This window comes from Arthrobacter sp. AFG7.2 (assembly GCF_002892835.1).
GTDB lineage: Bacteria > Actinomycetota > Actinomycetes > Actinomycetales > Micrococcaceae > Arthrobacter.
In genome coordinates this window covers 148622-167210 of the sequence record NZ_PJMB01000007.1, presented here as the reverse complement: position 1 = coordinate 167210, position 18589 = coordinate 148622, and the positions used below count along the sequence as shown (strand labels likewise).

The 18589-nt window shown below is 65.2% G+C and carries 15 protein-coding genes; all 15 read left to right on the top strand.

The features are described 5' to 3' along the window. The first annotated feature begins 125 nt into the window (after window positions 1–125). The 15 genes from dinB to ftsZ all read left to right on the top strand — a co-directional run bounded on the left by dinB (window position 126) and on the right by ftsZ (window position 18584). The gene (gene dinB, locus CXX84_RS13765) at window positions 126–1286 is read left to right on the top strand and encodes a DNA polymerase IV (RefSeq protein WP_102977278.1); all 1161 of its coding nucleotides are present in this window, start codon (window positions 126–128) and stop codon (window positions 1284–1286) included. Between the two features lie 276 nt (window positions 1287–1562). Beyond that, complete coding sequence (locus CXX84_RS13760) at window positions 1563–1940, top strand: DUF3040 domain-containing protein (RefSeq protein ID WP_102977277.1); 378 nt, start codon at window positions 1563–1565, stop codon at window positions 1938–1940. A gap of 395 nt (window positions 1941–2335) precedes the next feature. Continuing rightward, entirely contained in the window at window positions 2336–2764 is a 429-nt protein-coding gene (gene mraZ / locus CXX84_RS13755) for a division/cell wall cluster transcriptional repressor MraZ (RefSeq protein ID WP_102977276.1), read from the top strand. A gap of 163 nt (window positions 2765–2927) precedes the next feature. Beyond that, window positions 2928–3920 carry a 16S rRNA (cytosine(1402)-N(4))-methyltransferase RsmH gene (gene rsmH / locus CXX84_RS13750; RefSeq protein ID WP_102977275.1) on the top strand — a complete coding sequence of 331 codons (993 nt, stop codon included), beginning with the start codon at window positions 2928–2930 and terminating at the stop codon, window positions 3918–3920. Next, the gene (locus CXX84_RS13745; protein ID WP_102977274.1) at window positions 3917–4666 is read left to right on the top strand and encodes a hypothetical protein; all 750 of its coding nucleotides are present in this window, start codon (window positions 3917–3919) and stop codon (window positions 4664–4666) included. Before rsmH ends, CXX84_RS13745 begins: the two co-directional genes overlap by 4 nt. Before the next feature lie 48 nt (window positions 4667–4714). Then, window positions 4715–6511: a peptidoglycan D,D-transpeptidase FtsI family protein gene (locus tag CXX84_RS13740; RefSeq protein ID WP_102977273.1), complete on the top strand. Its 1797-nt coding sequence runs from the start codon at window positions 4715–4717 to the stop codon at window positions 6509–6511. Between the two features lie 149 nt (window positions 6512–6660). Then, window positions 6661–8271 (top strand): UDP-N-acetylmuramoyl-L-alanyl-D-glutamate--2,6-diaminopimelate ligase, encoded by a 1611-nt coding sequence (locus CXX84_RS13735; RefSeq protein WP_102977331.1) that lies wholly within the window; start codon window positions 6661–6663, stop codon window positions 8269–8271. A gap of 6 nt (window positions 8272–8277) precedes the next feature. Further along, window positions 8278–9744, top strand: coding sequence for a UDP-N-acetylmuramoyl-tripeptide--D-alanyl-D-alanine ligase (locus CXX84_RS13730; protein WP_102977272.1), 1467 nt, complete (start codon window positions 8278–8280; stop codon window positions 9742–9744). Beyond that, window positions 9741–10850 (top strand): phospho-N-acetylmuramoyl-pentapeptide-transferase, encoded by a 1110-nt coding sequence (mraY, locus tag CXX84_RS13725; protein ID WP_102977271.1) that lies wholly within the window; start codon window positions 9741–9743, stop codon window positions 10848–10850. The genes CXX84_RS13730 and mraY overlap by 4 nt, the downstream gene beginning before the upstream one ends. Further along, window positions 10832–12406, top strand: coding sequence for a UDP-N-acetylmuramoyl-L-alanine--D-glutamate ligase (murD, locus tag CXX84_RS13720; RefSeq protein ID WP_189337595.1), 1575 nt, complete (start codon window positions 10832–10834; stop codon window positions 12404–12406). Before mraY ends, murD begins: the two co-directional genes overlap by 19 nt. A 2-nt stretch (window positions 12407–12408) precedes the next feature. After that, window positions 12409–13749 (top strand): putative lipid II flippase FtsW, encoded by a 1341-nt coding sequence (gene ftsW, locus CXX84_RS13715; protein WP_102977269.1) that lies wholly within the window; start codon window positions 12409–12411, stop codon window positions 13747–13749. A gap of 6 nt (window positions 13750–13755) precedes the next feature. Next, window positions 13756–14856 (top strand): undecaprenyldiphospho-muramoylpentapeptide beta-N-acetylglucosaminyltransferase, encoded by a 1101-nt coding sequence (murG, locus tag CXX84_RS13710; protein WP_102977268.1) that lies wholly within the window; start codon window positions 13756–13758, stop codon window positions 14854–14856. Beyond that, entirely contained in the window at window positions 14853–16229 is a 1377-nt protein-coding gene (gene murC, locus CXX84_RS13705) for a UDP-N-acetylmuramate--L-alanine ligase (RefSeq protein ID WP_102977267.1), read from the top strand. Before murG ends, murC begins: the two co-directional genes overlap by 4 nt. Beyond that, window positions 16222–17163, top strand: coding sequence for a cell division protein FtsQ/DivIB (locus CXX84_RS13700; RefSeq protein WP_102977266.1), 942 nt, complete (start codon window positions 16222–16224; stop codon window positions 17161–17163). The genes murC and CXX84_RS13700 overlap by 8 nt, the downstream gene beginning before the upstream one ends. A 182-nt stretch (window positions 17164–17345) precedes the next feature. Continuing rightward, window positions 17346–18584, top strand: a complete 1239-nt coding sequence (gene ftsZ / locus CXX84_RS13695) for a cell division protein FtsZ (protein WP_102977265.1) — start codon at window positions 17346–17348, stop codon at window positions 18582–18584. Window positions 18585–18589 lie beyond the last annotated feature (5 nt).

Sequence of the window (18589 nt, the reverse complement as noted above, 5' to 3'; positions counted from 1 at the left end):
GGTGTTGATGCCGGATTCAGCCTCCAGTTTAGTCAGTACAAAACGATAGGATTGCAGCCGTGGTGCCCGAAGGTAAGAACCAGCCGCCCGGAGCGGGGCCTCCGGCACGCCGGCGCACGTGCATCATGCACGTGGATATGGATGCCTTCTACGTTTCCGTGGAGCTGCGGACCCGTCCTGAGCTTCGCGGCAAGCCCGTCATCGTCGGCTTTCCCGCGGAGCGTTCCGTGGTCCTCTCCGCCTCCTACGAAGCCAGGGCGTTCGGCGTGAAATCCGCCATGCCGATGGCAGTGGCGGTGCGAATGTGTCCCCAGGCAGTCATTATCGAACCGCGCCACACGGTGTACTACGAGGTATCCGCCAGGTTGATGGCCATTTTTGAGTCAGTCACCGAGCTTGTGGAACCACTCAGCGTCGATGAGGCGTTCCTCGACGTCACCGGCGCCATACGCAGGCTTGGACCACCCCGGGGCATCGGGGAAATGATCCGGCGCAAGGTCGCTTCGGAACTGGGCATCACTGCATCAGTGGGGATCGCGGAGACAAAGTTCGTGGCGAAGATTGCCTCAACCCGCTGCAAGCCGGACGGGCTCCTCCTGATCGGCCCCGACGACACTGTGCCGTACCTCCACAGCCTGCCGGTCGGCGCGCTGTGGGGCGTTGGGGCCAAGACGTCGGACGTTCTCGCGAGAATGGGCATCAGGACGGTTGCGGACGTGGCAGCCACGCCTGTTTCCACCCTCAAGAGAATGCTTGGCGCCACCGGAGTACATGTCCACCAGCTCTCCTGGGGGATAGACCATCGCGTGGTGACTCCGGTCAGGCTGGAGAAGAGCATCGGCGCCGAGGAGACGTTCGCCGTCGATACCGGTGATGACGCCCTGCTCCACCGGGAACTCCTCCGGCTCTCCCACCGGACCGCTTTGCGGCTGCGAAGTTCGGGCATGGTGGCCCGGACCATCGCTCTGAAGCTGCGGTTCGCCGATTTCTCGACCATCACGCGCAGCCGGACGGTCCAGACCCCCGTGGACAGCGCCCAGTTGATCTATGCGGTGGCGCTGCAGCTGCTGGAATCCCTGGGGGAGAGGGCGATGACGGTGCGGCTCGTGGGGGTACGGGCTGAACAGCTTGAAGACACCGCCCGGACGTCGCTGCAGCTGAGCATCGACCGCCGGGACGAGAACTGGCGTGCTGCTGAGCAGGCGCTGGATGAAGTGACCCGCAAATTCGGCAGTAAATCCGTGCTGCCGGCCCGCCTGATGGAACCCGGAAACGAACCCGGCTGAAGGATTCCGGGAGGCACGCAGAGGGTGCCCCGGAAAGTCATTGCCGTCTTTCAGAACAGCCCTCAACAAACTATCCTTAGACATACATAGTTTTTGAGTGGATGGACTTACTGCCGGACCCTCTTGGACATGCTCCCGCTCCTGCGACGGCATGCCTGGTTACCGACTTTTTGCCCTTGCCGGCAGAGCGGGAACCACTTAGGCATAGCAGCCGTTAACGGTGCAGAAGTAGTGGCTGGGATCAGCCCGGACGTTGGCCTACAAAAGGAGGTCGTGATGCCGCTGTCGGAGCACGAACAGAAGCTGCTGGAGCAGCTGGAGAAGCAGCTTCACGAGGACGACCCGAAGTTCGCACATTCCATGGGGTCAGACCCGGGGCGATCGTGGTCCACGAGGCACGTGGTGATCGGCGTCCTGTGCGCCCTGGCAGGCGTCTTCCTGTTGCTCGTGGGCGTCACTTTGCAGAACATCTTCGTTGGCGTACTGGGCTTTGTGGTGATGGGCGGCGGTGTTTACTTCGCCACCATGCGCAGCAGTTCGGGCGCTGCAAAGCCGGGATCCAAGGCAGGCGGCCGAAAGCCCGGCAAGCAAAGAAGCTCCTTCATGAGCAGCCTTGAGGAGCGGTGGGACGAAAGGCGCAGGGGAGAGCCGTAGAGCTCCCGGCTGTCAGTTCGGCGGCCACTCCACTTTCCTCCCCCGTGACGGGGGAGTGCACGAAAAGACCGGCCAATGGCCGGTCTTTTCGCATTTGATCCTCTCCTTGCCAGGAACAAACGGTGCGGACAGCCGCATTGCAGGACCTGCCTGAGGTTGGCATATCCCCGCTGACCCGCACCGGGAGGGCTGCCGCCCGTCCAGGCCGAAACCCCTCCACTTTCCACCATCCCGCGGTATTCCGCGCCGTTTCAGCCCTCCTTTCCCACGAAGGGGCTGCCGGAGGGTCCGGTTTGCGTTGACTGTGGGGGAAAGTGGAGTAATGTGGAGGACATAAGAGGGTAGTTGCAACACAGGGGATGTGCAGTTCCTGACATCGGACAGGCGGTGGGCCAGTGTTTCTGGGCACACATTCGCCGCGTCTGGATGAAAAGGGGCGGATTATCCTCCCCGCGAAGTTCCGCGAGGAACTTGCCAGCGGGCTGGTGCTCACAAGGGGCCAGGAACGTTGCATCTACGTCTTCAGCGAGAAGGAATTTGCACGGGTCCACGAGCAAATGCGGGAAGCACCCATTTCCTCCAAGCAGGCGAGGGATTACATCCGCGTCTTTCTCTCTGGAGCCTCCGACGAGGTACCTGACAAGCAGGGGCGCGTGACAATTCCGCCGGCGCTCCGGGAGTATGCAGGCCTTGGCAGGGAACTTGCCGTGATCGGCGCCGGCTCCCGCGCCGAGATCTGGGACGCCCAGGCCTGGACTGAATACCTCGCAGAGAAGGAAACAGCCTTCTCTGAGACTGATGACCCCATTCCGGGCATTCTGTGACCGGAAAGGACAGCAGGCAGCTTCTTGGATGAGATCTCCAGCCGCCCATCGGTTGGCCATCCTGGCTCACTTCCCCGGAGCCAGGCCGGCGGACGATAGGCGCGGATGGGGATCTGGCCCCAGAAGCATCAGGAGTTACACCGACGGCGAGAGAGGACGAGGCATGAACGAACACCCGAAGCCAACGTCCCAACGCCATGTGCCGGTCCTTCGGGACCGGTGCATCAATTTGTTGGCCCCCGGATTCGACGCGGCAAGGCTTCGCGGTGAAACCCCGGTAGCCGTCGACGCCACCCTGGGCATGGGCGGCCACTCCGAAGCCATGCTGCATCGTTTTCCGGACCTGCACCTCATTGGTATCGACCGGGATGAAGAAGCACTTGCCCTGGCCGGCGAACGGCTCGCTCCATTCTCGGCCCGCACTGACCTGGTGCACGCTGTGTACGACGACATCGAAGATGTCCTGGCAGACCTCGGCGTTTCCGAGGTGCACGGCATCCTGATGGACCTCGGTGTTTCCTCGCTTCAGCTCGACGAACGCGAACGCGGCTTCGCCTACTCCTTTGATGCCCCGCTGGATATGCGGATGGACACCAGCCGCGGCCAGACCGCGGCAGACGTCGTGAACAACTACAGCGAAGAGGAACTCGTCAGGATCATCCGGAAGTGGGGCGAGGAGAAGTTCGCCGGACGGATCGCCAACAGGATTGTCGCCGCCCGTGCCGCCAAGCCCTTCACTACCACCGGAGAACTCGTGGAACAGATCCGCTCCGTGGTTCCGGCCTCGGCCGCGAAGTCGGGAGGGCATCCCGCCAAGCGAACGTTCCAGGCGCTGCGGATCGAGGTCAACGAGGAACTCGACGTCCTGGAACGCGCCGTTCCTGCCGCCGTCGACTCCCTGGCCATGGGAGGCCGGATAGTCGTCATGTCCTACCACTCCCTCGAAGACAAGATCGTCAAGAGCGTCCTGCAGGCACGTTCCAAATCCTCGGCTCCGCTGGGTTTCCCGGTGGAGCTGGAAGAGCATAAGGCCGAACTGAAAACCCTGACCAAAGGCACCGAGGTGCCCACCGCCGTCGAAATCGCTGAAAACCCGCGCGCTGCCTCTGCAAGACTGCGTGCGGCGGAACGAATCCGAGCCAGGAGAGCTGCATGAGCACCGCTGCCGTCAAGAACTTTCCCGCTGCTTCCAGCAGTTCAGCCGCCGGCAGGGGACTTCCCGCGCAGACCTCCGGCGACAGCCGGAAGGGCAGGACCCCGCTGTCCGTGGTCCGCACCGTACCCCGCAAGCGCCGGGCACCCTTTGTGGTGCTGTGCTTCGCCATGCTCGCACTGGCGCTGATTGCCGTGCTGGTCCTGAATATCTCGGTCTCCACCGCCCAGTACCAGCTGGTTGAACTGCGTGCTAAACAGAGCACGCTGACCAAGCAGAACCAGGACCTCACGCAGCAGGTGCAGAACTTTGAAGCACCCCAGAACCTGGCGGCCAAAGCCTCCGAACTGGGGATGGTGGCCTCCACCGTGAAGGGCCAGATCGACCTCTCCACCCTGTCTGTCACCGGCAAAGCGACTCCGGCGGTTAAGGGTGGTGCGCAGGGCGCTGTTATTCCTGCGCCCGCCGTCGCAGGGCAGTTGATCGTGGTTCCGCCGGCGTCCAAGGGCGAACCGCTCGAAAGCCGGAAGCCGGCGGAAGCTGCTGCGCCCGCGGCCCAGGGTGCTGGAACCCAGGGTGCTGCAGCCTCGGACGCTGCGGCCCCGAACGCCGCGACCCCCGGTGCTGCGGCTCCTTCAACTCCACCCGCAGAACTTCCCGCGCCGGCAGCTGCAGCTCCGGCGGCGCCCGCGGCGGAACTCCACGGCGGGTCTGTCCCCGCGCCTGCACAGAAGGTGCCCGGACAGTAGTACGGCAGGTCTGGCAGGCAGCAGGTTCGAGCAGCAAGGAATATCACGGTGGCGCAGAGGACCGGCAAGGCAAATAACGGCAAGGTGCCCAACGCCACCAAGCGCTTGCGCCTGGGGCTTGGCATCATGCTGACGCTCCTGCTGGTGGTGGGCGGCAAGCTCTTCCTGGTCCAGGGACTGGATGTGGGGGGCATGGCGGAAGCCGCCCTGAACAGCCGGATGAAGCAGACCGTGCTCCCGGCAGAACGCGGAAGCATCCTGGATTCCAAGGGCACCGTGCTCGCCAACAGCGTCATCCGCTACAACGTGGTGGTGGACCAAAGAGTCAACACGAAGACGGAGACCTTCAAGCGCCTGGATGACGCCAAGGAAAAGCTCGTGGACGTCAGCAGGGACCAGGGGCTGACGGAACTGGCTGCTGCGCTCGGCATGGAAAAGGATGCCATCCGCGAGGCCGTAACCGGGCAGCAGCCCTACTACATCGTTGCCAAGGACGTGAAGCCGGACGTTGAGGACCGCATCTCCCGGCTCCAGATTCCCGGCATTGTCACTGAAGGCGTCAGCAAACGCGTATATCCCAACGGATCCGTTGCCGGCGGCATCATCGGCTTCCTCCAGGACGGAACCACGGGACAGGCGGGGATCGAGCAGACCCAGGACGAACTCCTGAAAGGCGCGGACGGCAAGCGCCTCTTCGAAATTGGTGCTGACGGCCTGCGCATCCCCGTGGGCGTGGATGAACTGACGCCGCCGCAGGACGGCAAGGACGTCAAGCTCACCCTCAACTCGGATCTGCAGTACTTCGCCCAGCAGGCCATCCAGAGCCAGTCGGACAAACTGGGTGCAGAATGGGGCGTCATCATCGTGATGGATGCCAAGACCGGAGACCTGGTGGCCATGGCGGACACCAATGCCCCGGACCCGAACGACCCTGGCAGGGTGGCCGCCAAGGACCGTGGTGTCCGCTCCGTGACCGCAGCCTATGAGCCGGGTTCGGTGCAAAAGATGATGACCGTTGCCGCGCTGATCGAAGAGGGCAAGGCCAGCCCCCTCGATGCCTTCACGCTGGACCCGACCTACACCGTGAACGGGCAGACATTCAGCGACTCCTTCACCCACGGCACTGAGGAACGGACGCTCGCCGGCATCCTGGGCTCCTCCATGAATACCGGCACCGTCAAAGCCGGCCAGCGCCTGACCAAGGCGGAACGCTACGACTGGCTGAAGAAGTTCGGTATCGGCGAAGCCCCGGACATCGGCCTGCCCGCAACGGCCTCCGGCATCCTGACCCCGTGGGAGCAGTGGGACGGGCGGCAGGAATACACTGTCCTCTTCGGCCAGGGTGTGTCGCAATCCACCCTGCAGACTGTGCGGGCGTTCCAGTCCGTCGCCAACAACGGGGTGATGCTGCAGCCGCGCCTGATCGACGCTTATGTATCTGCAGACGGTACCGAGGAAAAGGTGCCGGCGGCAGAACCGCGTCAGATCGTGTCCGAGGAGACCGCCCAGCAGGTACAGGACATCCTCGAAAGTGCCGTCACCGAGGGGCAGATCAAGGACGCAGGAATCGACGGATACCGGGTGGGAGCCAAGACAGGCACCTCGGAGTCGCCGTGCGATGATGGCAAATCCGGCTTCTGCGGTTACACCGCCTCGATCGTGGGCATGGCCCCGATGGACGATCCGCGGTTTATTGTGGAGGTGGTACTCCAGCGGCCCAAGGGCAGCATTTACGGGATTACCAACGGACCGGTGTTCCGGTCTGTCATGAGCCAGGCACTGCGGACCTACAACGTCCAGCCGTCCACGGGTGAGCCGGCCCGGCTGGCCCAGTTCGCCAAGTAATATCCCGGCAGCAGCCGGAGCAGCCCTGCGCTGCTCCGGCCTATCCATGCCGGTCACGGTCCACTAGCACCATCGGAGATCCCTTGTCAGAGTTCAACGCGTCCGGTCAGCGCCCAGTGTCCGAAGAACCAGCCCGGCCCGGCCCGGCCCTGGGGGATGGCGCCCCGGCGGAAAACGAACGCCAGGCACGCTTCCGGCCCTCCGCAGTGGAGGCGGTCCGGCTGGAAACCCTTGGTCAGGCAATCGGCGTCGTTGTTCCCGGAACTTCGGCGGACGTGTCCGTGACAGGGATCTCGATCAACTCCCGCACCGTGGAACCAGGAGATCTGTACGTGGCCCTGCCCGGTGCCGTCCGGCACGGCGCCGACTTCGCCGCCCAGGCCATCGATGCGGGAGCTGCGGCCGTTTTGACGGACGACGCCGGTGCCCGCCTCTTGGCCTTGTCCTCCGACACGGCGGTACCGGTGCTGGTGGTGGACGCCCCGCGGAACGTGGTGGGGCCGCTCTCGGCCATGATTTACGGCACGCGGCAGGAAAGCGCCCTGCGCATGTTTGGCGTGACAGGCACGAACGGTAAGACGACCACCACCTACTTCATCACCTCCTTGCTGCGCTCCCTGGGCAAGAAGACCGGGCTGATCGGCACTATCGAGATTGTGGCCGGCGGGGACCCCATTCCAAGCCTGCTCACCACGCCGGAGTCCCCTGACGTCCATGGGCTCCTGGCACTCATGCGGGAAAAGGACCTGGACGCGGCAGCCATGGAGGTCTCCTCCCATGCCATCTCCTACCAGCGGGTGGACGGGGTCCTGTTCGACGTGGCCGGCTTCACCAACCTCACCCAGGACCACCTGGACCTGCACCACACCATGGAGGACTATTTCGCGACCAAGGCAGAGCTGTTCACGCCTGGCCGTGCGCGGAAGGCAGTGGTGACGGTCGACGACGAATGGGGCCGCCGGCTGGCAGGCACCGCCGGGGTACCGGTCACCACCCTCAGTACCTCAGCGCAGAACCCGGCGGATTGGACCGTTACTGAAACGACGGCCCGTGGCCTCGGCACGGAATTCATTCTCAGCGGGCCCGGGGGCACCACGCTGCGGGTCCACACCGGGCTTCCCGGGAGCTTCAACGTGGCCAACGCAGCCCTGGCTGCCGTCATGGTGCTGGCAGGCGGCGTGGACGCTGCCTCCCTCCAGGCAGCACTTGACGCCGGCGATCCCTTTACCGTGGCAGTGCCGGGGCGGATGCAGCTCGTCTCAGAACATCCCGCCGCGGTGGTGGACTTCGCGCACAACACTGATGCCCTGGCCCGGGCGCTGGAAGCCGTCCGGTCACCGGAACCCGGGTCACGGCTGATTGTCGTTTTTGGTGCGACAGGCCAGCGCGACCAGGGCAAGCGGCCGGCAATGGGTGCCATCGCCGCCCGGCTCGCAGACACCGTCATCGTCACCGACGACGACCCCCACGACGAGGACGCAGCCGCCATCCGCGCAGACGTCCTGGCGGGGGCACGCGAGGCCCGGCACCGGGAGGGGCTGCCCTGCACCGTGCTGGAGGAGTTTCCCCGGGACAGGGCCATCCAGCGCGCCGTGGAACTCGCCCGGCCACAGGACACCATCCTCGTTGCCGGCCGGGGCCATGAGGTGTGGCAGGAAGTGAAGGGCGTCAACCTTGCGCTCGACGACAGGGTGGAGCTTCGCAGCGCCTTGACAGCCAGGGGATTCAACGTTCTCCATGACGACCGGATAGAGTCCTAGACCGAGATGATTGCATTTACTGCGGCCGAAATCGCCGACATCACCAAAGGGCGCCTGGACGCCGAGCCCGGGATTACGCCTCTTTCGGTGGTCACGGATTCCCGCGAAGCCACCCCTGGATCGCTGTACGTAGCGAAACCGGGGGAGTACGCGGACGGCCACGACTTCGTCGGAGCCGCCTTCGCCGGCGGCGCCACCCTGGCCCTTGTGGAACGACCGACAGCAGCTCCCGACGGCTCCATCTACCCTTCCGTGGTGGTTCCCGACGCCGTGCTGGCCATGGGCGCGCTTGCTGCTGAAACCGTCCGGAGGATCCGCGCCGCGCGTGCGGAGGCGGATGACAGGTTAACGGTGATCGGCATTACCGGCTCAGCCGGTAAGACCACCACCAAGGACCTGCTGGCGGGGATCCTGGCCGTGCACGGCAACACTGTGGCGCCCCGGGGCTCCTACAACGGTGAAATCGGCGTACCGCTCACTGTCTTTACGGCCGGAACGGATACCCGGTACCTGGTGATCGAAATGGGCGCCACCGGCATCGGCCACATCAACTACCTCGTTGACATGGTCAAGCCCGATATCGGCGTAGTCCTGGGGGTGGGGACAGCGCACGCCGGTGAATTCGGCGGAGTGGACAACATCGCCCGCGCCAAAGGCGAAATGGTGGAAGGCCTCGCAGCCTCCGGTACCGCCGTCCTCAACCTCGACGACGACAGGGTGGCCGCCATGCACGCGCGCACCTCGGCGTCCGTCGTAGGGTTCTCCGCCGAAGGGCGGCCGGACGCCACCGTCCAGGCCCTCAACACAGACACCAACACCGACGGCCACCCGGAATTCGACCTCATCCTCCCTGGCGAAGCCACTTCCCACCGCGTCACCAGCCGCCTGATAGGCGCCCACCACGTGGGCAACCTGCTCGCGGCGGCATCAGCAGCGTGGGCGGCAGGAATCCCCGGCGCGGACATCGCTGCTGCGCTGAGCAGCCAGGCCGCCGCCAGCCGGTGGCGTATGGAGCGCACTGAGCGGGCGGACGGCGTGACCGTCATCAACGATGCCTACAACGCCAACCCCGAATCCATGCGCGCGGCGCTTCGGACACTCGCTGACCTCGGCCAGGGCAGGCGCACCTGGGCAGTCCTGGGAGCCATGCTGGAACTCGGCGAGGACTCCATCCGCGAGCACACCGCGGTGGGAACGCAGGTGGTCCGGCTGAACATTTCCCGGCTGGTGGTGGTGGGCAGGGAAGCGCGTGCCCTCTACGTGTCGGCCGTCCAGGAAGGCTCGTGGGGGGACGAATGCATCTTCGCGGAGACCGCCGAGGAAGCCTACGAACTGCTTAGCGCCGAACTTGAACCGGGCGATTTGGTGCTGTTCAAGTCCTCCAACAGCGTGGGACTTCGCCATTTAGGCGATCGGATAGCATTACCCCCACACACCCCTCAGGCTGCCGATGAAAGGAGCACACTGCTGTGATTGCACTTTTGATCGGCGCCGGGCTGGCCCTCCTTTTCGCCCTGGTGGGCACACCGCTCTTCATCCGGCTCCTCGTCCGCCGGGGCTACGGGCAGTTCATCCGTGATGACGGGCCCACCTCCCACCACACGAAACGCGGAACCCCCACCATGGGCGGCACCGTGGTGGTGGCGGCCGTCCTGTTAAGTTACGGCCTGACCCACCTCATCATGCTGATGGTGAACCCGGACTCCCCGGGACCCTCCGCTTCCGCACTGATCCTGCTCTTCCTGATGGTGGGCATGGGACTCGTTGGATTCCTGGATGACTTCATCAAGATCTCCCGGCAGCGCAGCCTGGGGCTGAACGCCAAGGCCAAGCTGATCCTCCAGGCCGCGGTAGGCATCATCTTCGCCGTTCTTGCGCTCAATTTCCCTGATGAAGACGGACTCGCGCCGGCCTCCACGAAGATCTCACTGGTCCGCGACCTCCCGTGGCTGGACCTGGCCTTCGGCGGGACCGTGCTGGGGGCAATCCTCTTCGTCATCTGGTCCAACCTGATCGTTACCGCCGCTACCAATGGGGTGAACCTTACGGACGGCCTGGACGGGCTCGCCGCGGGAGCGTCCGTGATGGTGTTTGGCGCCTACACGCTGATGGGCATCTGGCAGAGCAACCAGGCCTGCGGCTCGCCCCGGCAGGCCGGCGGAGGCTGCTACTCCGTCAGGGACCCCCTGGATCTGGCCCTGCTGGCAGCCATCATGAGCGCGGCCCTGGTGGGCTTCCTCTGGTGGAACACGTCGCCGGCAAAAATCTTCATGGGCGATACCGGCTCCCTTGCCATCGGCGGGGCCATCGCGGGTTTCGCCATCCTTTCCAGGACGGAATTGCTGCTGGGCATCATCGGCGGGCTGTTCGTCCTGATTACGCTGTCCGTCATCATCCAAGTTGGTTACTTCAAAGCCACCGGTGGTAAACGCGTCTTCAAAATGGCGCCACTGCAGCACCACTTCGAACTGCAGGGGTGGGCTGAAGTGACTGTGGTGGTCCGCTTCTGGATCCTGGGCGGGCTTTTCGTCGCCGTGGGCCTGGGAATTTTCTACGCTGAATGGGTTGTGCTGCTGTGACCGTTTCTCCCCGCCTCCAGAACCTCGTGAGCTGGGACTCCGACTGGTCAGGTTTGCGGGTGGTGGTCACCGGCATTGGCGTCTCAGGATTTGCTGCCGCTGACACCCTGATCGAACTCGGTGCCCGGGTGGTGGTGGTGGATGCCGCCACCAGCGACACAGCCACAGCCCACGCGGATACCCTTAAGATTGTCGGCGCAGCCGACGTCCTCCTCGGCGAGGACGCCGTCACCAGCATTCCCAAGATCGACGGCGAGCTTCCCGAACTGATCGTCACATCACCGGGCTGGCGTCCCGACCAGGCCCTGCTCGCCGCTGCGGCACGCGCCCATATCGCGGTCTGGGGTGACGTCGAACTTGCCTGGCGGGTGCGCGTCCGCGAAGGACGCAAGACTGCCGATTGGCTGGCCATCACGGGAACCAACGGAAAGACCACCACCGTGGGCCTGACCGAGTCAATGCTGCGGGCAGCCGGACTGAAAGCCATCGCCGTGGGCAACGTCGGTACCCCCATCCTGGACGCTATCCGCGACCCTGTGGAGTACGACGTTTTCGCCGTTGAACTCTCCAGCTTCCAGCTGCACTGGTCGGAGTCGTTATCACCGGTAGCCAGTGTGTGCCTTAACGTTGCCGAGGACCACGTCGACTGGCACGGATCGTATGATTCGTACCTCGCGGACAAAGCCAAAGTCTACGAGCGCACCCAAAAGGCCTGCCTCTACAACGCCGAACAGATCGAAACCGAACGCATGGTGGAGAACGCGGATGTCGTGGAAGGGTGCCGCGCCGTCGGATTCACCACCGTGACCCCCGCAATCAGCATGCTCGGCGTAGTGGAAGGGCTCCTGGTGGACCGCGCGTTCATTGAAGAACGCAGGGACAGCGCCGCCGAGCTGGCCTCGATGTCCGATTTGGGTGCCCTGGCACCACGGCACATGGTGGCCAATGCCCTGGCAGCCGCAGGCCTGGTCCGCGCCTACGGCATCGAGCCGAAGGCGGTTCGGCAGGGGATCCAGGACTACGTTCCGGGGGACCACCGCATCCAGCCGGTAGCCCGCCACAACGGCGTCCTGTGGATCAACGACTCCAAAGCAACCAACCCGCATGCAGCAGCAGCCTCCCTCGCCGCTTTCAGCAACGTCGTCTGGATCGCCGGCGGCCTCTCCAAGGGTGTCACCTATGACGACCTGGTGCGGGAACATGCCCACCGGCTCAAGGCCGTAGTGCTCATTGGCACGGATTCCTCGGCGCTGGCCGGGGCCCTCCGGCGACACGCGCCCGATGTCCCGGTGATCCAGCCGGGAACGGGCGAAACTGAAGAAGTGCAGACTGCTGCAACAGACGGCATCGAGACCGGTTCTCCCGTCGCCGGGAAACCCGTGATGACCCGGGCAGTTGCGTCAGCAGCCCAGGTTGCCGGGTCCGGCGACACTGTGCTGATGGCTCCGGCAGCTGCTTCCATGGATCAGTTCTCTTCCTACGCTCACCGTGGTGACACTTTCATCGAAGCTGTCAGCGAGCTGGTGGAAGGGCAGGCCCGGACCGGCGAGGAGTAACAATGGTCAGCACGCCAACACGCCCGCCAGCCCAACAGCGGGCCGGCAAGCCGCGCCCCGGATCCTCCGCATCGCCGGTCCGCCCCCCTGCCGCCGCCGGTAACCGCCTGCGCGCCGCCTACCGCACCTTCTGGTCCGCGCTGGAAGGAACGGGCACTTCCAGGAACGGCTCCACCTACTACCTCATCCTGGGGTCCACCCTGGCCCTGACGGCGATCGGCATCATGATGGTTCTCTCCGCCTCGAGCGTGGAGTCGATCGCCGCCGGCAAGTCCCCGTACGGAGACGCCCTGAAGCAGGGCATGTTCGCCGGGATTGGCATTTTCACCATGTTCGTGCTGTCCCGCATCAATGTGGTGTGGCTGAAGCGGCTTGCCTGGCCCGCGATCATCGCCGCCCTGGTTCTGCTGGGGCTGGTGCAGCTTGTGGGCGCCGAGGTCAACGGTAACAAAAACTGGATTGACCTTGGGGGCATCACCTTCCAGCCGTCGGAAGCGTCCAAGCTGGCACTCGCGCTGTGGATGGCCACCGTACTGGCCAGGAAGGGCAGGCTGCTGAGCAAGTGGCAGCACGTCGCGGTTCCTGCCGTCCCGATGGCCATCATCATTGTGGGCCTGGTCCTGGTGGGCAACGACCTTGGCACGGCCATGATCATCATGATGATCACGGCCGCCGCACTCTTTTTTGCTGGAGCCCCCCTCTACCTCTTCGGCGTCGCAGGCCTGGTGGCGGTGGCCGGAACAGCCGTTATGGCTGTAACGAGCTCAAACCGCATGTGCCGCATCACTTCCTGGTGGACCGGCCAGTCCTGTGCCGATGGCGTTGACGCCAATTACCAGGCCACGAACGGCCTGTACGGGCTTGCCTCCGGCGGATGGTTTGGAGTAGGTCTGGGGCAGAGCCGGCAAAAGTACAGCTGGATTCCCGAAGCCCACAACGACTTCATCTTCGCCATCATCGGCGAGGAACTGGGACTGGTGGGAACCGTCGTCGTCCTCATTCTTTTCGCCATCCTGGGAACCGCGATCTACCGCGTGGTGGTGGCTCAGGAGGACATGTTCCACCGGGTGCTTGCCGGCACCATCATGGTGTGGCTGCTGGGACAGGCCACAGTCAATATGTCCGTGGTGACCGGCCTGATGCCCGTCATCGGCGTGCCGCTGCCCTTCATCTCCTATGGCGGTTCAGCGCTGCTGATGTCGCTCTGTGCCATTGGGGTGGTGCTTTCCCTGGCCCGGGAGCAGATGGCCCCGGCTCTCCGTCCCAAGCGGATGCTCAAGTTCAAGGCCAAGCCGGCGCGGGAAAACGCTGCCCGGAAGAAAACTGCAGGAAAGCGTACCTAACCCTCCATGACCTCCAAGAACCCGTCCATCGTCCTGGCAGGGGGCGGCACCGCCGGACACATCAGCCCGCTCCTCGCCATCGCCGCGGCCCTCCGGACCGCGTCCCCCGAGGCCGCCATCCTGGCTGTCGGAACACCATCCGGGATGGAAACCAGGCTGGTGCCGGCAGCCGGCGTGGAGCTGGCCACCATCGACCGGGTGCCCTTCCCCCGCAAACCCTCGGCAGACCTGCTGAGGCTTCCCGGCAGGCTGGCCGGTGCGGTACGCCAGGCCGGCGCCATCCTGGACACAGCCGGCGCGGATGTCCTGGTGGGCGTTGGGGGCTACGTGTGCACGCCCATGTACCTGGCCGCGCGGAAACGCCGGATTCCCATTGTGATCCATGAGGCCAACGCCCGTCCCGGCCTTGCGAACCGCGTGGGTGCCATGATGACCAACCGCGTGGCCGTGGCCTTGGACAAGACGCCGCTCCCGCATGCCACCCACGTGGGCATGCCAATGCGCACGGAAATTTCAGGCCTGGACAGGGCCGCCACCCGCGCTGCCGCCCGCGCAGCCCTGGGGCTGGACCCGGCGCAGCCTGCACTAATAGTTACCGGGGGATCCTCGGGCGCCCAAAGCATCAACCGCACCATAGCCGCCGCTGTCCGGCAGCTGGCTGCCGCGGGCATCCAGACCCTGCACATCACCGGCCGGGGCAAGACCGTCCTGGACGACGACGGCGGGCCGCTGGCGGCAGATGGCTACCGGCAGGTGGAATACGTGGACGGCATGGAGCTTGCCTACGCGGCGGCGGACGTGCTGCTGGCACGCTCCGGTGCGGCCACTGTGTGCGAGGTTGCCGCCGTCGGTGTCCCTGCTGTCCTGGTGCCGCTGCCCATCGGCAACGGCGAGCAGGCCCTCAATGCTGCCGGCCTGGTTGCCGCCGGCGGGGCACTGCTCGTCAATGACCGGGACTTCACGGCTGACTGGGTGGCCAAGGAATTGATTCCGCTTGTCGTGGACCAGCCACGGCTTGCGGCCATGGCCGCCAGTTCCTACCGGCTTGGTATTCGAAACGCCGATCAGCGCATGGCTGATCTCATCCTGGAAGCGGTAGCAGCATGAACCACCCCGGCATCCCTGTCCTTGAATCGCTGGGACGGATCCACTTCGTGGGGATCGGCGGGGTGGGCATGTCTGCGGTCGCCAGGATCATGGTGGCCCGCGGCGTTCCAGTCAGCGGTTCCGACGCCAAGGACCTGCCAGTGATGGCCGACCTTGCCGCGGCCGGTGCCCGGATCGCCGTCGGGTACGACGCCGCCAACCTGGGCGACGCGCAGACCGTCGTGGCCGGTTCCGCCATCCGGGCGGACAACCCGGAGCTCGCTGCGGCAAGGGAGGCAGGGCTGCCGGTGCTGCACCGCTCCGAGGCGCTGGCCGCAACGATGGGCGGCGACACGGTTGTCACCGTCGCCGGAACCCACGGCAAATCGACCACCACCTCCATGGTCACCGTCCTGCTGCAGGGCGCCGGACTGGATCCTTCCTTCGCCATCGGGGCGAACGTCCCGGCGCTGGGCGTCAACGCCGCGCACGGCCGCTCCGGAATCTTTGTGGCCGAGGCGGACGAATCCGACGGCTCTTTCCTTAACTACCGGCCGATGATCGCCGTTGTCACCAACGTTGAGCCGGACCACCTGGACCACTACGGAACCGCGGAGGCGGTGTACGAGTCCTTTGACCGCTTCACAGCGCTCCTTCCAGCGGACGGCGTGCTCGTGGCCTGCGCGGACGACGCCGGCGCGCTGGCCCTTGCGGAAAGGACGCGGGCGCGCGGCAACAGCCGTGTGGTCCTTTACGGAACCGGCAGCGAGGCGGACCTCGTGCTGCACGACGGCGGTCCCGGCGATGTCGCAGTTTCCACGCCCACAGGGCGCTACGAACTGGCCCTGCAGGTGCCGGGGCGCCACAACGCGCTGAACGCCGTTGCTGCGTTTGCCGTCGCGCTTGAACTCGGAGTGGACCCCAGTGCGGCAGCGGCTGCCCTGGCACACTTTTCCGGCGCCTCCCGACGCTTCGAGCTCAAGGGGGAGGCCCGGGGAGTGCGTGTGTTCGACGATTATGCCCACCACCCCACCGAAGTCCGGGCAGCCCTTACAGCGGCGCGTTCGGTAGCGGGCGGCCACAAAGTGCACGTCCTGTTCCAGCCCCACCTGTTTTCACGTACCCGCGAGTTCGCCCAGGAGTTTGCCGCAGCACTCAACCTCGCCGACACCGCCCTGGTGCTGGATATCTATCCGGCCCGTGAAGATCCCATCCCGGATGTCACCAGCCGGCTTATAGCCGATCACCTGAACCAGGGCGGACGCCTGGTGACCGCCGGTGATGCCGTGCCCGCACTGGTGGCTGCTGCCGCTGAAGGGGACATTGTGCTGACAGTGGGCGCCGGCGATGTCACGGCATACGGACCGCACATCATCGAGGCCCTGCGTGGCTAGCACCCGCCGCCCCACCTACACGTCCACCGGCAGGCCGGGCGCCAGGTCCGCCGGCAGCTCCGTCGGAACCGCCGGGGATGAGGTCATCTCAGCTTCGCGTTCTGTTCCGGAACCTGCCGCACCGGAGGACGGGAAGCCCGCCAAACCCAAAAAGGCGGCCATCCCCGGCTTTGGCAAGGGCAGGAAGGCCGAACCGCCGGCGGCTGCCGCAGCGAACGTGGTGGCGTTTCCCGGGCCCAAGGGGAAGCGCCGCAAGCGGAATGTCCTCATGGCGGCCGGCACGCTTTTTGCGCTGGTGGCCGCGCTCCTGGCTGCGGCTATTTTTTCGCCGGTCCTGGCGGTTGACACGATCTCGGTGTCCGGCACGAGGCTGCTCACCCCTGCGCAGGTCCAGGCAGCGCTGGAACCCTTGCGCGGTAAACCCCTGCCGCAGGTTACGGACGAGGAAGTGGCCCGGCTCCTTGAACCGCTGGTCCAGGTCAAGTCCGCCTCGGCTGAGGCACGCCCGCCGTCCGGACTGGCCGTTGAGGTTCGCGAACGCGCGCCTGTGGCACTGGTCAAGCAGGGCGAGCAGTACCAGCTCGTGGACGTGGAGGGAGTGCAGCTTGCGGCCACGGCCGATCCTGAGTCGGTGTCGCTGCCTGTTATCGACGGGGGAGCGGGAGCTATCGGCCAGGACCTCTTCCGCGCCACGGCCGCAGTCCTTGGCGCCCTCCCGGCCGACGTGCTCGCCAGGCTTTCCAATGCCTCCGCCCAGTCTGTAAATGCAGTGGAACTCAAGCTTGTGGACGGCCAGACGATCGTCTGGGGCAACGCAGGCGAAAAGGAACTCAAGGCCAAAGTGCTGGCCGCACTCCTGAAGGTTCCCGCCGATCCGAAGAATCCGGTCAAGGTCTACGATGTCAGCGTGCCCAGGCATCCGGTGACGCGCTGAAGCTTTCTTTCCGGTATTAATCCGACACGCGGAGCCGGTTATTGAATGTGGCCAGCAGAGGAAATACCGTCACAGACATGAGTTACTTGACATAACTATAACCTTCAACTCGAAGGTTAAGGTTTCATGGTTCAAGCTCTCCATCAGTTTTCGCAATAAGACACGAACAAGGGACACGTAACGTGGCAGCTCCGCAGAATTACTTGGCCGTCATCAAAGTCGTCGGCATCGGCGGCGGTGGCGTTAACGCAGTCAACCGCATGATCGAGGTCGGCCTCCGAGGTGTTGAATTCATCGCCATCAATACCGACGCCCAGGCTCTGCTCATGAGTGACGCCGACGTGAAGCTCGACGTCGGGCGTGAGCTGACCCGCGGGCTGGGTGCCGGCGCCAATCCCGAGGTAGGCAAGCAGGCGGCCGAGGATCACGCCGACGAGATCGAGGAAGTGCTTCGCGGCGCTGACATGGTCTTCGTGACGGCCGGCGAAGGCGGCGGAACCGGCACCGGCGGGGCACCCGTTGTTGCACGCATTGCGCGCTCCCTCGGCGCCCTGACCATCGGCGTAGTGACCCGTCCCTTCACCTTCGAGGGACGCCGCCGCGCAGGCTCCGCAGAAGCCGGCATCGACGCCCTGCGGGACGAGGTGGACACGCTGATCGTGATCCCCAATGACCGGCTCCTGTCCATCAGCGACCGCAACGTTTCCGTCCTTGACGCATTCCGTTCAGCCGACCAGGTGCTGCTCTCGGGCGTCCAGGGCATTACGGACCTCATTACGACGCCAGGCCTGATCAACCTTGACTTCGCCGACGTCAAGTCCGTCATGCAGGGCGCCGGTTCCGCGCTCATGGGTATTGGCTCTGCACGTGGCGAGGACCGCGCGGTCAAGGCTGCCGAGCTTGCCATCGCCTCGCCGCTGCTGGAAGCGTCCATCGACGGCGCCCATGGTGTTCTGCTGTCCATCCAGGGTGGCTCCGACCTTGGCCTCTTCGAGATCAACGAGGCCGCACGCCTGGTGCAGGAAGTCGCGCACCCTGAGGCGAACATCATCTTCGGTGCCGTGATCGACGACGCCCTTGGTGACGAGGCCCGCGTCACCGTTATCGCCGCCGGCTTCGACGACGTCAAGGCAACATCGCCGTCCATGGACCAGTCGCAGCCCCAGGTTGCTCCGCAGCGGCCCGCCGCTCCGGCCGCTGCGCCCGCCCCTTCACAGGCACCCTCCTCCGCGCATCACCAGGTGCACGTCCAGCCGGTCCACGCAGGAATAGGCGCAGCAGGGCTCAGCAACTGGGGCCAGCAGCGCCCGGCAGCCGTCCCCGCCGATTCCGGCTTCGATGTGGACCTGCCCTCCGTGGTGGAGCCGGACATGACCAGCAGCCATTCGGATGACCTGGATGTCCCCGACTTCCTGAAGTAGGCCCC

Bases quoted from the DNA above. Each gene is read 5' to 3' on its own strand.
- murD (WP_189337595.1), top strand. From the start codon at position 10,832: ATGGGTTGTGCTGCTGTGACCGTTTCTCCCCGCCTCCAGAACCTCGTG.
- CXX84_RS13760 (WP_102977277.1), top strand. From the start codon at position 1,563: ATGCCGCTGTCGGAGCACGAACAGAAGCTGCTGGAGCAGCTGGAGAAG.
- murC (WP_102977267.1), top strand. From the start codon at position 14,853: ATGAACCACCCCGGCATCCCTGTCCTTGAATCGCTGGGACGGATCCAC.
- dinB (WP_102977278.1), top strand. From the start codon at position 126: ATGCACGTGGATATGGATGCCTTCTACGTTTCCGTGGAGCTGCGGACC.
- murG (WP_102977268.1), top strand. From the start codon at position 13,756: ATGACCTCCAAGAACCCGTCCATCGTCCTGGCAGGGGGCGGCACCGCC.
- CXX84_RS13745 (WP_102977274.1), top strand. From the start codon at position 3,917: ATGAGCACCGCTGCCGTCAAGAACTTTCCCGCTGCTTCCAGCAGTTCA.
- rsmH (WP_102977275.1), top strand. From the start codon at position 2,928: ATGAACGAACACCCGAAGCCAACGTCCCAACGCCATGTGCCGGTCCTT.
- CXX84_RS13730 (WP_102977272.1), top strand. From the start codon at position 8,278: ATGATTGCATTTACTGCGGCCGAAATCGCCGACATCACCAAAGGGCGC.
- ftsW (WP_102977269.1), top strand. From the start codon at position 12,409: ATGGTCAGCACGCCAACACGCCCGCCAGCCCAACAGCGGGCCGGCAAG.